Origin of the sequence: Actinomadura opuntiae, from assembly GCF_030283205.1 — a bacterium.
Lineage (GTDB): Bacteria > Actinomycetota > Actinomycetes > Streptosporangiales > Streptosporangiaceae > Spirillospora.
Map to the genome: position 1 here is coordinate 79,186 of NZ_JASNWF010000011.1, position 13,405 is coordinate 92,590.

Consider the following 13,405-nt stretch of genomic DNA (forward strand, 5'->3'; position numbering starts at 1 on the left):
GGACCGCACCGGCAGCCCCGTACTACGCGGACTCCGCTCCCTTCCCGTCACGGTCAGACCCGCGCTCCAGCCCGCCAAACCACGATGAATCCGTCGGGACCTCGACTGCGCGGCGAGCGAGGCGAACGGGCCGTGCCCGTCCAAGAGCTCACGGCGACGCGTGTTATGGAAGCGCTCTATTTGCCCGTCGTGGTGGCGATCGGGGCTTGGTCAGCCGGGTGGTGGCCGCCGGGTGTGCGCGCTTCGAGTTAGGGGCGCGGGCGGAGGCCGTGGAGCAGGTGGTGGATCGTTTCGTCGAGGAGGCCGTCGGCAGTCTCGGAGGCCGCGAAGCCGGCGCCGACGAGGCCGGCCAGTCCCTGGAGTGACGCGATAACGGCCATTCCGATGCGCTGGGGGTCGCCGGCGACGAGCTCCCCGCGCTGCTGAGCCTGGACGATCACGGCGTGCGGGACTTCGAACGCTCGGAGCACGGCCTCGGTGATCTCCGCGCCCGAGGCCGAACCGTGCTTGCGGGTGAACATCAGCGCGAGCAGCGCCGGGTTCTCCATGGCGAACCGCAGGTACGCGTGCGCGAGTGCGTGCAGCCGGGCATCAAATGCCGTTTCGGCGGTGACGGCGTGCTGGAACTCCGCCGCGAGCCGGTCGAATCCGGTGACGGCCAGCGCGTCCAGAAGCGCCTGCTTGTCGCGGAAGTGGCGGCTGGGCGCGCCGTGGCTGACGCCGACGTCGCGTGCGATCTGGCGCAGCGACAGCTGGTCGGCGCCGTGCTCCCGCAGGATCTCCTCCGCCCGGCAGAGCACGGCCGCGCGCAGGTCGCCGTGATGGTAGCGCTGACGGGGCTGGCTCATGGCGGGCCTAGCCTAGCCGACGGACGGCAATGTAGACATTGACTACTTTGTAGACGTTGTCTACATTGAGGATCCGGACGTCGGCTCACGAACGAAGGGTGCGGGATGACGCTTTACCAACTGGTGCTGCGCGTCCACCAGTCGCTCTACCGACTCAGCCGAGGGTGGGTCGGCCATCGCCTGCTCGGGGTGCCGACGCTGCTGCTGACGACCACGGGGCGGCGTACCGGACGGCGGCGCACCCGCGCGCTGATCTACGCGCGGGTGGGCGACGAACTCGCCGTCGTCGGCTCCAACGGCGGACGGGACGCGGCGCCTGCCTGGCTGCTCAACCTCACCGCCGACCCGCAGGTCGGCGTCCGGATCGGGCGGTGCCGTCTCAGTGCCACCGCGCAGGTCGTGCGGCCGGGAACGGGCGCCTACAGCGCGTTGCTCGCCCGCTGCGACGCCATCAACAAGGGACGCTACTCGCGCTATCAGCAGCTGACCAGACGGCCCATCCCGGTCGTACTCCTGGCGCGCGGCCGATCGGAAACGAGGTAGAGGACGTCATGACGACCACGCCACAGACGCCGTTCGCGCTGGGGAACTACCGGCCGGTGCGCGATGAGCGGACGCTGACCACCCTGCCGGTGACCGGCCGGATCCCTGCCCACCTCGACGGGCGCTACGTCCGCAACGGCACCAACCCGGTCGCCGAGATCGACCCCGCGACCTATTCGTGGATCAACGGGGACGGCATGGTGCACGGCGTCCGGCTGCGCGACGGCCGCGCGGAGTGGTACCGCAACCGGTGGATCCGCACGCCCGCCATTGCCGGCGCGCTCGGGGAGCGGCCGCACCCGCCCCGCTACAACGCCGGGTTCACGATGGTGGCGGCCAACACCCACGTGTTCGGGCACGCCGACCGCACGCTGGCGCTGATGGAAGGCGGATTCGCGGCCTACGAAGTCACCGACGAACTCGACGCCGTCGGCCCCTGCGACTTCGGCGGCACGCTCGGCGGCGGCTACACCGGACATCCCAAGATCGACCCGGTCACCGGAGAGATGCACGCGGTGTCCTGGCACCTCACCGGAGGCAGCACGGTGCTCTACTCGGTGATCGGCACCGACGGCCGGGCGCGACGGATCGTACCCGTCAGGGTCAACGGCCATCCGCTGATCCACGACATGGGGCTCACCGCCCGGCACGTACTGATCTACGACCTGCCGGCGGTGGTCGACACCAGGGCCGTGGTCGACCACGTCGTACCGGGCTGGGTGCCCTGGCCCGCCCGGCTGGCGCTCTCCGTGGCGCTCGGCCGCGTCCGCCTGCCCCATCCGCTGACCGCCCTGATGGCGCCCCGCAACCCGCGGGAGTACTTCCCCGCGGCTTATCGATGGGACGCCGATCACCCGGCCCGCGTCGGCATCATGCCCCGCGACGGCGACAACGGCACGGTGCGCTGGTTCGAGGTCGACCCCTGCTACGTGTTCCACACCATCAACGCCTACGACGACGTCAACACCGTGGTCTGCGACGTCGTCCGGCACGCCACCACCGGCTATGCGGGCAATCCCGACGTCTCCGGCACCCGGCCCCCGCACACCGTGTGCCGCTGGACCTTCGACCTCATGACCGGCGGTGTCACCGAAACCGACCTCGACGACCTGTCCCAGGAGCTCCCCAGGACCGACGACCGACGGCTCGGCCGCCACTACCGCTACGCGTATACCGTCAACAACCTCCTCGACCCCGCCCGCGACCACGACGCCGTCATCCGCCGCGACTTCCGTACCGGCACCACCAGCGAGCGGATCCTCGGACCGCGGGTCCGCTGCGGCGAGTTCAGCTTCGTGCCCAACAGCGACGACTCCGCCGAGGACGACGGTGTCCTCATCGGCTTCACCCACGACGAGGACCGCGACACCAGCGACCTGACCCTGCTGGACGCGGCCACCCTCGAAACCGTCGCATCCGTCCATCTCCCCTACCGCGTCCCCTACGGATTCCACGGCAACTGGATCCCCACCCGACGCTGACAGGAAGAGGACCCGACCACGCCGGTGCCCTCGACGAGGCGTGCGGACTGGTCGAGGGACTAACCGGAGATGCCGACGAAGCCGAACTGGGAGCCTCTGACCTGCAGAAACGACCTGGCTAAGTCGCGGTGAGTCGGAAGAACCTTGACGGCGTTGGCTCCCGAAACTGGCTCCCAGGTCACACGGGCAGAAGTTCAGCTGGGGCAGTGCCAGCCTCCGCATGTGGGCGCGGGGGCCGTTGATAATTAGCTCGTGGAGTCCAGGCCTCGTCCCACCTGTCCCCGCACCGTCCTGAAGCCGGCGAACGCCGCTGACGTGACCAGGACGGGCGGAGCTCCGGACTTTTGATCCGTAGGTTGTGGGTTCGAGTCCCACGCGACCCACCACCCCTGACCAGGGAAAACGCGAGAACGCCCCTGTATGTCCCCCGCCCGGCCTGCCCCACTTCGTCCCCGTGGCTGCTCGATGGCTGCTCGGCGGCTCGATCCGGGCCCGCGCTCCCGCAGGTTCGGGGGGCGAACATCTACCCGCCCCCTGACCGTCATAGCAGCCCAGGTTCCCGCCAAGCCCAGCAGGCCACTGATGTCGAGCCCGTCGGCCACGGTGGTGGACGGCGCCTTCGATGACGCCGAAGGCGATCGACAGCCTGACCTGCAGGACCCGGTCGTCATGTATGAACGTGGCGCGGCCACTGAGGTAGCGGACGGTCGTGTCCAACTGTCCACGGTGGACGTGCGGGAAGCCCGCGGCCTCGGCACTGAGGGTGGCGATGACCTGGTCGGTATGTCCTGCCAGTAGGGTCAGGGCACAAGCGGCGACCCAACCCTCTGCGGCGGGGTCGCCGGGCTGACACAACTCCCGCCCCTCAGCCTAGACCTTGCCAGGACGTGGATGAGGCTCATGACGATGTGGATGCTCGCCTTCGATGGCGCTTCGGCGAGGATGAGGTCGAGTTGGAGCTGGGCGCCGTCGACCAGCACGACCAGGTGCGCGCGTGGGTAGGTCACGATCCTCGCCCATGACGACCTGCGCGATGACCTTGCCGGGCTCTCGGATAACCCAGCCGCAACCGTACAGGTCCCGCCGGCATACCAGCCGCGTGCGTGAGGTCCGCCGGGTGGCTGAATCGGCCCTCTAGGGGACCTCGCTGGCACCGTTCGCCTGCGTTCGGCCGGGCGTATGGGCCGAATTCTGGCTGTCAGGGAAAACGACCTGACGCGCTAGGTCAGTGCGATCATAGGATGTCATGATCTTGTGAATGTTCTTCAGGAGGTCGACTCTCAGATCGTGAGGGAGATCCTCGACGAAGGTTTGGATTAGCCGAGCGACGGTGATCCATGCGGACCTGCTGTCAAACTCGGCAAGATGTTCCACGAAGTCAGCCAGGTCCGTCGTCTTCGGCGCGAGTTTGTCATGGTGATGCAGGAACCAGAACGTCAATGCAGTGGCCGGGTCGGCGAGGACCTCGTCGCGAAACTCTATGATCGCCTCGACTGTCATGCTCGACTGCTGGTCCGCGACACCAGGCGCGTGGACCTGTGTTTCACGGATCCGAGCGGTGCGCTGGATACGTTCGTCCAGTTCAATCCGGACGGAGGCCTCATCGATACGCACGCCGTTGGCGGTTGTCCCGGTGAGGGTGAGCAGATCGGCATTGATACAGTTCTGCGCATCCTGGAATTGCGAGAGAGAGAAGCGCCGCGATATCGTCTCGGCCGCATCGTGAGCGCGCGCCAGAGCCAGCAGGCCACTGGCCTCCGGGGAAACATGCACTCGCGCGCGCCACGCAAGCGTCACTTTTGTAGCAAAAAAGAGCCCAGGCAACTTGCTGGCCAACTGCCAAGAGTACTCGCCATGATGTGGCACCCGTCGCCGGAGTCTGTCAGCGATCACAACTCACCATCTCGACTGCTGCGTTCAGTCAGCGATCACTCCACGGCTCATGGGAACCTTCTGCACCAGCCGGTTCTACGGGACTCAAGTGGTGTCCGCCGAGGCCAGCATGTGTGTCATCCCAGGGATCGGATGATCTAAGGCTGTCAAGCAACTCCTTGTGGACTGACCGCATATCGGATGACCAGGGGCCAGCAGGAGCCTGCGCCGCCCAGGCCCCCAGCAAAAGGCTCATGCGTACAAGCCGCGGCCGGTTGAGCGACATTGCCGCCCTACTCGAGCCCGAGCCGGCGTCGGTCGTCATCGTGGCGACGGCACTGACCAGCACATGAACCACGATCCGGCGAATGTCGGCATCGTGAGCGGCGGAGACGACCCAAGCGTCTATGGCCTCGATGGTGCGAGCATCGACCGAACCGTCGTCGGGAGCGCAGTCGAGCACCACGGACCAGCACGTGATCAGCTGGTCGACGATGTCATGTTGGCGGTCGTCACGCGCGTCCTCGAGGACCGCGGCCAAATTGGTGGAGCCGGTGCGCAACGCGGCGACGGCGATGAAGGTCCCGGCACTGAGGCGCCTTCGATCCGCCCGGCTGTCTTTTGCCCAGGAAGAAAAGATATGCAGCAGCTCGGCCCTGGTCTTGGAACTGTTCCAGAGTTGCTCAATCGCCTGGACGATCACCTGGTAATTAACGGTGCCTGAATCCACGAGATACATAAGACGCCTCACGGCCAGACCGGGATGATAGTGCCCGAACTGCCCTCCGCAGACGCGTGCGACAACGTGCTGCAGTTCAGCGGGCGCTTCGTTAACACCCTTGCGAGTCCCGCCCTTTGACCACTCACGCATGAGCCTGTGCGTGGATTTGGCCAGTCCCGGGTCCAAGGCCATGGTCGTGAGAAGCTGATCAGCAAAGGGCTCCAAGCCTTTTTCCTTGGCCCAACCACGCAAGACGTGCGCCGCTACTGTGAAATTGCCCTTTCTTCTTGTCCAGCGCATAACGTACCGGGCGATACGGTTGATCACCACGGGGGTCAGTGGATCGGCGGAATCAGAGGATCGCACCAGATCATTCAGCCAGTCGAGGAGTTGGCCCTGCAGATGCGGCCGATCGTGCCAGAAAAAGTCGAGCACTGCGTCGGCAAACCCCGGCCGAACGAAGTAAATGGTGCCGTCTTTGTCGTATTCAGCTTCCACGGCCTTGATGAGCTCAAAGACGCCCTTACCACCCACGCCTTTGGCGATGGAATTCTTGTTGCCAAGCATATCAGCCAACTTGGCGCAAGCCTCAAAAATTCGGTCCGGAGGACCTCCGTTCAGTGCCGCGGTGACGAGCTGGAACACTCGCTCATCAACATCAGGGTGAGCGACCTGCCACTGCTGTAGAAAGAACTCCCAGTTCTTGTGTGCTCCGGAGACTGTCCAGACCAGAAGTTCCTCGACCAGTTCCGAGGACACCTCGACGAGGGAGCCTACCGCGGCAGGAGCTTTCTGGTGGGTCGGCGACCCGGCAGAAAGCGCGCGCGTGTTCGACGCGCCATTCGATGGCATCACATGCTGTTGTCGGTAAGTGTTGATCTGTTGCAAACGGGCGTTATCATCAGCCCTGCTCCACAGTTCCTCTGTGTCGGCGATCTTGCCTGCCAGGTCCACGGCATCGGATGGCTTGGAACCGGCGAGCAGGTTTTCCTCGCTTACTCGGGTCGTCCAGGTGGCGGCTCGAAGGCACCAGTCCCGTTGAGCATGGATACTCAGCCGACGGGCCAGTATCTCCTGCGGATCCGGCGAGGGAAGCTGAACCTTGACCCCTTCGATGGTGCCCAGCACGCGGCCGGCAGTTGCCACACCCAAGATCACGATGACCGCAGACTGGCTTGCTGCGAGTTGTTCCGACAGCCCGACCAGCGCGCGGCCAAAACTCGGCGGCAGGCTGGCATCGTCGCCGGTACAGTCCAGCAGCCAGGCGGTCGGCTCGGACGATGCCAGCTCTTGGACGAGGAAGCTGTCGTCCAGCGGCCCGTTGTATTCATGTAGTTTGCGCCTGGGCAGATGGTTCAGCAGGTACATCGCGGCCAGATGCCGGCCGTGATCCTCGTCCGCCACGATCACGGCGAGATTTTTTCGTCCCTGCTGCAACGCCGCCGCCATCTCTTCGATCTCGGGCGATGCCACATATGCTCGCGCATCATTCCGCACTTGGTCAGGATGCAGCAGATGCGGGGCGATTACTTCCTTATAGATCGCGAGCTGAAAGCCGACCGCTATCCCATGGTTGGTCCCGACGCGCAGCATCACCTCGGGCCGCGCCGACCGGGCAGGCTCAGCGTCCTCGGGCCGGTCCGACTCGGAGACGTCGCTTCCGGCAGGAGCGAGATAATCATCGTCGATTCCCTGAGAAGCCGCGTCGCCGATGGAGTTGTCACTACCAACGACATCGGCCGCCAGAGCCGACGCGGGCGCCGTGACCGGCTCACCCGGCGGAGGCGCTGGCCGACCATTGTCTGCGGACATCGCCGGAGGCGACATTGCTGAGCGCGTTGGGCTCAACGACTCCGCAGAAGCCGGCACCTGATTATTTGGAGGGGAGTAATAAGACTCAACACGCTGAGTCCCGACCTCCTCAGTCTCGGTGGGGCTGGGGTCATGCACCCAGTCAGCCGACGCTCCGGTCGGCGGATCTGCAGCCGGAAGTGCCTCACTGAAGGCAGGAACACCGGCAGACGATCCCTCATCTCCGATGGGACCGCTTCCAAGACGAGGCGCCCCGGTAGGCTGAGGTGTCTGTTGGTGCCCTGGCGATGGATTGTGCTGCATTAGCGCAGGTCCTCTGTCCGAATCCCGGTGACCTTCCCGTCTCTAGTGACTTCTTCGACGTCGTAGTCGACACGTGGATTTCCCCGAACTCGCTTGGCGGAAATTCCTGTCACTTCTCCGGCCACCGTGCCGAAGCGCCCCCGCACAAGAGCGCCCGAGGCCTCGCGTTGCTCGCCTTCGAACGTGATGCGCTGCCCGTAAATCCACTCAAGGCTTTCGCGTAATTCTCCGAGCAGATACTGAAGCTGCTCCCCTTCACTGTCGATGCGTGAGGGATTGCGTTGGAATGATGACAGAGCTCCAACGATCCTTTCCAGATCAGGCCGCACCGCTATCAGTTCGGCCTCATCAACTCTCAACGGCCGAAGCTGGCCCTTAATTGCAGTCAGATCGCCAGGGTCAAGCGTGAGCTCATCATCCTGTGGACCCCGTCGATCAATGAGCTTCTCGCCACGCCGAAACAGAAATTCAAAGGCAGCCGTCAAGAACGGCGTCCCCATCAGAAGTACCGGGTCCATGTTCCCCATCCAACGGAAGCGGAGATCCGCAGTCTCCGAGACTAACCTCTCATCCTTGACTGATACGACCGCCATTGGACGCCACTGACCGAAATCGGACATGACACTTGACAAGATAGTCATGTTCTTTTCTTTTCTCCAATAACCCTGCCGTCAAGGGTATCGGAGGGACGTTAGCGGACATCGCCTTCGTTCACTCACCGAAGAACTGCCGGACGGTGACATTTCGGAGGCGAGGTGCCTGTTTCTTAGATCCACGAGGATTTGGGAAGCGCGACCGCCACCTGCAATCTGCCGCGGGGCTAGAATCGGAGCCTCGGGCAGCGTGCCAACTGAGAGAGACAGCGCGTCCGATCGAGGCGTCGACACAATCATCGACAGTTACAGTGGGTGACGAATTGCGCTCAGTCAGCAATGGCCGGCCGAGTTCCCAACGACGCTGAATGAGCGCCTCTTCCAGAAGCCAGTGGGGCGTGCACGAGGTCAGCGGCTTGCAGAGGCTGCCATGATCTGCTGAGCCGGGTCCGGAGATGGCCATCGGACGCGGAAGATCCCGGCGTGGCAACCGCACTCGGGTGAACACCACGACCGGGGACTAGGGGGCGTCGCGAGGACTCGGGCGCTCCCAGGCCTGCTTGTAGGTCCCGGAAGCGTCGGAGGGCGCGCTTGCCGCCGATGTGGATCAATGGCGAGTGCCGTCGCCGGTTCCCGCGCGACGGCACTCGCCAGGCGGCTTGCGCCACGGTGTTGAAGTGCTACTTCGGATGACCGAGGCTCCCTGGTGACCGACCCTAGCTTCCACCACTGGTGACGGTGTTCCGATGGCGGTCTCCGAGTGCGCTGGCGCCCTTTCTACTGGGCTCGGCGGCTGGGCGTGTGTGGCCGGGCATGGCGGTGACCGTCTTGCGGCCTCGTTTGGGGTGGTCGGCGCTCAGGATGACGGCGGCGGCGTCCTCTGCTGATTGCCGGGCCAGTTGCGGGAGCAGGCTGGTGTAGGTGTCGGCGGCGATGGTGATCGACGACAGGCGCAGTGTCTCTTGGACGACCTTCATGTCGTATCCAGCGGCGAGCAGGAAGGTCGCGGCGCCGTGCCGCAGGTCGTGCAGCCGGATCGGCGGTAGTCCGGCTTCCATGGCCAGTTGCTCGAACTGCTCGGTGACGTCGGCCGGGTTGACCGGTTCCCCGGTCGGTGTGGTGAACACGAAGCCGGTTTCGGTCCAGGCGTCGCCGGCTGCGAGGCGTTCGGCGTTCTGCCGGGCACGGTGGGCGCGTAGTTCCTTGATGGTGGCGGTGTCGAGGCTGATGGTGGCCTCTCCGGCATCGGTCTTGGGTTTGCCCTCGAAGGTCTCGGCTCCGATCTGGGTGATCTGCCACCGGATCGCGGCGGTTGCGTTGTTCAGGTCGAGGTCGACCCACCGCAGGCCGCAGGACTCGCCCCGGCGCAGACCGCGGAAGGCGATCAGGTGGTACTGGGCGTAGAGCCGGTGCCCGCGTGCCCGAGCGAGGAGTCTCTTGGTGAGTGCCGGGGTCCACACCATGACCGGGGACGGGCGCGGGGCGCCGACGTAGGCGTCCAGCCGGTTGATCTTCTCCCCGATCCGCTTGTGCGGCTCGAGCTTGGACATGTGTTTGCGGCGGGCGTTCATCTTCTCGATGTGGGTGGCGAAGTCGTTCTCCCAGGCGGTGATGCGTTCGTCGGTCCACACCAGCGCCTTGGGCGGTTTGCCGGACGGGAGTTCGACCAAGGCGGCGACGTTGACCTCGATGAGGCGCTGCTGGATCGCCTTGTTGAGTGCGGACCGCAGCGTCGCGCGGATGCGTTGCTTGGTCGCCGGGCCGACCACCCGCCGCCCCTTGACCATGGCGCGCAACTTCAGGTCGCCGGACTCGCGCGCCTGGGCGATGCGTTCGTTCAGTTCGTCGATCGCCTCGAACGCCGCGTCGACGTGGCCGACGCGGAGCCGGTCCAGCATGATCGGTCCCAGGATGGGCGCCAGGTAGAGGCGGATGTGGCTGGCGTAGCTGCGTCGGGTTCCCTCGCGCAGGCCCTTGCGTCCGGCCAGCCATTCCTCCAGGTACTCCCCTACGGTGATGGAGCGGCCCAGGTCCTGACCGGTGCGGATCTTCTTGCGGACCTGTTCGGGCTCAGGGAGCACTCGGGTCTTTTGGAGCGTGGCGACGATCAGGTCGGCGATCTGGATCTGGACCAGCAGATCGTCCCCGGCGATGGCCAGCAGTTCCTTGGCCTTGTCCATCTGGTCCTGGGCGGCGTCCTGGCTGGCGAAGCCCGCGCGGCGCAGCGGAGCGCGCCGCGTCCCCGCGGCTGTGGGCGGGAGCTCGAGCTGGTACTTCCAGGAGCCGTGGGTGCTGCTCCAGCGCCCGTTGCTGCGCCGTAGTTTCGGGCAGTCCTTGCCGTACTTCTTGCCGTGCTCATCACGGCAGCCGCAGGTCTTGAAGGTGCTTCCTTTGGCGGTCATTCAGCCTCTTCTCGTGGGGCCTGCTGCCCGCATGAGTGCTGGTCGTCGCTGTTGTCGCAGGCGAGGCCGAGGACGGCGATCAGGTCGGCGGCGCACACCCTGTAGTTGCGCCCGATCCGCAGCACCCGGCAGGGAAATCGTCCTGAGCGGGCGAGCTGGTAGGCCTTGGTGCGTCCGACTCCGACGATCCGTCCCGCGGTGACCAGGTCGATGGTGGCGGGCAGCGAACGGATCTCCGCCGCGGTCAACCCCTTCACCACGCACCCCCTGTTGGGCGACGCCGCGTACGCGGCCGCGCGGGATGGCGGGTGGTGTTGTCATGGGGGATCACCCTGCAGGAGGTGCGGCGGTTCGACGAGGCCATCACCGCCCACCAGGACGCCGCCGCGATCTTCCGCGCGGCCGGCGACCGACACCGCGAAGGCACCGCGCTGAACAACCTGGGGAGCGCGCTGCAGCAGGTGCGGCGGTTCGATGACGCCATCACCGCCCACCAAGACGCCGCCGCAATCTACCGCGAGACCGGCGACCGACACCGCGAAGGCACCGCGCTGAACAACCTGGGGAGCGCGCTGCAGCAGGTGCGGCGGTTCGAGGAGGCACTCGCTGCAGGGCGAGAGGCTGTGGAGATCTTCGCCGCGGTCGGCGATGAGCACAGCGAAGCCATCGCGCGGCAGATCGTGGAGGAGACGCTGCGCGCCGACGCTGCCCCAAAAGAGCAGTAGCCCTTGTTCGCCTCTCAAGGCCCCCGGACAGCCGGACACTCTCGGGGGCCTCTCCCTCCCGGGGGAGCCCCTACGGGGTCGTTCAGTACAGACAAATGATCCGCCGGAACATCTGACATTCTCTCCGCGCTCAACAATTGATGTCAGTATTCGGCGCTGCCTGTGACGGTGCCGTCCGGGTTGAGCTCGCTGTCGTTGAGGTACTGCACCTCATGCGACGCTATGTGTGATCCCGCTCCCCGGGAGCACGGTGGTGGCCGAACATGACGAACGCACCGCCGCGGTCGTCATAGGTGTTCGGCACTATCCGGTGTTCGACGCCGAGAAGGTGCTTGAGGTCCTGGGCGAACAGGACGGTTTGAATCAACTTGTGGTCGCGGACCTCCCGAGTGCTGGCGAACCAGAGCCCGACGATCTCGCCATGGGGCGTGCGCACCATGGCGAAGTTGCCGTCGCTGCGCTGTGACGGGGCCGGTCCGGGACGCTGCCCGGCGACCAGGTCCTGTTCGGAGAGCGGCGCCGAGATGAGCACGTAGCCGTCGTTGGCCGCGCTGGCCACTCGGGGCGGTCGGTCGGGGTGGGTTATGCCGGTGACGGCGTTGATCGTCGCGCTGCCGAACCTCGGATCGCCGAAGGCCGGCCCGTGCTGGTTGAACGGTGCACTGAGCGCGGTCGGCCGCTGCGGGTCCCAGAGTTGCACGCCGCACTCGTGCCACTGGCGGAACGTCGCGGCGATGACCGTCTGCTGCCCGAGCGACACCGGTGCCAGCTCCGCGAACGGCGTGTCCAGCTGGCCGCGAGCGGTGCGCTCACCGGTTTGTAGGTCCCATACCTCGATGCCGCGGCGGGCCGTGATGGCGAGCTGGGTGCCGAACGCCGTCAGCACGCCGCTGCCGAGCATGCCGAGCGGGGGATGCCGTCGGCGCCAGGCGTCGGCGACAGGTTCCCACAGCTCGAGCGTGCCGCCGTACCGGACGGCGGCGAAGCCGGCCTTCTCGTCGTCGAAGCGGACGCCGACCAGCCGGAAGACCTGGTCACCGATGTGGCCCTTGCGATGCGGCGGCTGGTCGAAGCCGAACACCTGTCGCCCGCTCGCCGGGTCGATCACCCGGACGGCCTTGGCGTCCGCGAGCACGATCAGCTGCGGCTCGCTCGGAACGACCGCCATCGCCGACCCCCCGGTCTCGAGGAGCCGCCGCGGCCCATAATCCTGCTGGCCGATGCGTCCGGGTTCCCACAGTGTGACTGAGCTGGCACTGCAGCACGCCAACGCCCAGTCGTCTGCGCGCAGCTTCACCGCGGCCAGGTCCGCCACGGTGCGCGCGACGGTGATCGGGCCGGCAACGGGTTCGCCGGTCTCGCCGTCCCACAGCAGCACACCACCGTTGGTGTCGCCGCTGGCCAGCAGCACGCCGTCGGCGGTCGGCACGGTGGTCAGACGGTACGCGGTCGAGCTGTGTCCGTGCAGCTCGCGCTCGCCGCTCGGACGGGTCGTGCAGCGCGGATCCGGGCGTTGCGGCGGTGCCGGAGGCTGACGCTGCCGAAACGGACGGCGCAGTTTCATGCCTGCTTCCTACCAGAGCCTGCCGGGGCCCCTCCCTCCGATGGTTGGTTGCCCATTGGGTGGGCAGCACGGCCGCGACCTTCGTGAGTGAGCCGGTGTTCAGGTTTGCGACCACCACACGCTCGACACGCCGATGACCAAGCAGTCCGATGGACACGGAAACCACTGACAGAAAGTCCGCGCGAACCGCTGACAAAGGAATTGTCAGCGCTGTCGGCGGGGCAGATGTCAGCGGCACCCTGCCGAGTGGTGATGACGGGAGGCGAGATGCTCACTGGTCTTCGCTGGTGGGGCCGGGCCGGGGTGTATGCGTTGATGTTCGTGACCATGTGGGGGCTGGACATGCTGGTAGTCCGGGACCGGGGGTGGACCGACAACCTGGGCGCCGCTGTCGGCGGGATGATCGCGATCGTGCCCCTCACCGAACTGCGTTTGTGGCTGAGGCGTCGCCGCGCCTCCCAGAATCACCGCTGACCAGTCCGGAGTGCTTGCCGCCGTCAGCGTCCGGGGCGACATAACGTCTGAACCCGACCACCGCCAC

At 66.1% G+C, this 13,405-nt stretch carries 11 protein-coding genes; 4 read left to right on the top strand and 7 right to left on the bottom strand.

The window, feature by feature from the left end:
- Positions 1–248 precede the first annotated feature (248 nt).
- Positions 249–848 (bottom strand): TetR/AcrR family transcriptional regulator, encoded by a 600-nt coding sequence (locus QP089_RS24030; RefSeq protein WP_285914168.1) that lies wholly within the window; start codon positions 846–848, stop codon positions 249–251.
- A 105-nt stretch (positions 849–953) separates the two neighbouring features.
- Here QP089_RS24030 and QP089_RS24035 point away from each other — a divergent pair, with 105 nt between their 5' ends.
- Together QP089_RS24035 and QP089_RS24040 are read left to right on the top strand one after the other, a co-directional pair.
- Positions 954–1,391: a nitroreductase/quinone reductase family protein gene (locus QP089_RS24035; RefSeq protein WP_285914169.1), complete on the top strand. Its 438-nt coding sequence runs from the start codon at positions 954–956 to the stop codon at positions 1,389–1,391.
- 8 nt (positions 1,392–1,399) lie between these two features.
- Complete coding sequence (locus QP089_RS24040) at positions 1,400–2,872, top strand: carotenoid oxygenase family protein (protein WP_285914170.1); 1,473 nt, start codon at positions 1,400–1,402, stop codon at positions 2,870–2,872.
- A gap of 1,134 nt (positions 2,873–4,006) precedes the next feature.
- On the opposite strand, the gene QP089_RS24045 is transcribed toward QP089_RS24040, so the two are convergent.
- The 5 genes from QP089_RS24045 to QP089_RS24065 form a co-directional block, all read right to left on the bottom strand.
- Complete coding sequence (locus QP089_RS24045; protein ID WP_285914171.1) at positions 4,007–4,708, bottom strand: hypothetical protein; 702 nt, start codon at positions 4,706–4,708, stop codon at positions 4,007–4,009.
- Between the two features lie 85 nt (positions 4,709–4,793).
- Positions 4,794–7,277, bottom strand: a complete 2,484-nt coding sequence (locus QP089_RS24050; protein ID WP_285914172.1) for a hypothetical protein — start codon at positions 7,275–7,277, stop codon at positions 4,794–4,796.
- A gap of 302 nt (positions 7,278–7,579) precedes the next feature.
- Positions 7,580–8,098 carry a hypothetical protein gene (locus tag QP089_RS24055; protein ID WP_285914173.1) on the bottom strand — a complete coding sequence of 173 codons (519 nt, stop codon included), beginning with the start codon at positions 8,096–8,098 and terminating at the stop codon, positions 7,580–7,582.
- 791 nt (positions 8,099–8,889) lie between these two features.
- Positions 8,890–10,575: a tyrosine-type recombinase/integrase gene (locus tag QP089_RS24060; protein WP_285914174.1), complete on the bottom strand. Its 1,686-nt coding sequence runs from the start codon at positions 10,573–10,575 to the stop codon at positions 8,890–8,892.
- Positions 10,572–10,832, bottom strand: coding sequence for a helix-turn-helix domain-containing protein (locus tag QP089_RS24065; protein ID WP_285914175.1), 261 nt, complete (start codon positions 10,830–10,832; stop codon positions 10,572–10,574). Before QP089_RS24065 ends, QP089_RS24060 begins: the two co-directional genes overlap by 4 nt.
- A 51-nt stretch (positions 10,833–10,883) precedes the next feature.
- Between QP089_RS24065 and QP089_RS24070 the strand changes: the two genes are divergently transcribed.
- The gene (locus QP089_RS24070; RefSeq protein ID WP_285914176.1) at positions 10,884–11,300 is read left to right on the top strand and encodes a tetratricopeptide repeat protein; all 417 of its coding nucleotides are present in this window, start codon (positions 10,884–10,886) and stop codon (positions 11,298–11,300) included.
- 220 nt (positions 11,301–11,520) lie between these two features.
- Here the strand turns inward: QP089_RS24070 and QP089_RS24075 are convergent, their stop codons facing one another.
- Positions 11,521–12,729: a WD40 repeat domain-containing protein gene (locus QP089_RS24075; RefSeq protein ID WP_285914177.1), complete on the bottom strand. Its 1,209-nt coding sequence runs from the start codon at positions 12,727–12,729 to the stop codon at positions 11,521–11,523.
- A gap of 402 nt (positions 12,730–13,131) precedes the next feature.
- Here QP089_RS24075 and QP089_RS24080 point away from each other — a divergent pair, with 402 nt between their 5' ends.
- Complete coding sequence (locus tag QP089_RS24080; RefSeq protein WP_285914178.1) at positions 13,132–13,338, top strand: hypothetical protein; 207 nt, start codon at positions 13,132–13,134, stop codon at positions 13,336–13,338.
- The last annotated feature ends 67 nt before the right edge of the window (positions 13,339–13,405 follow it).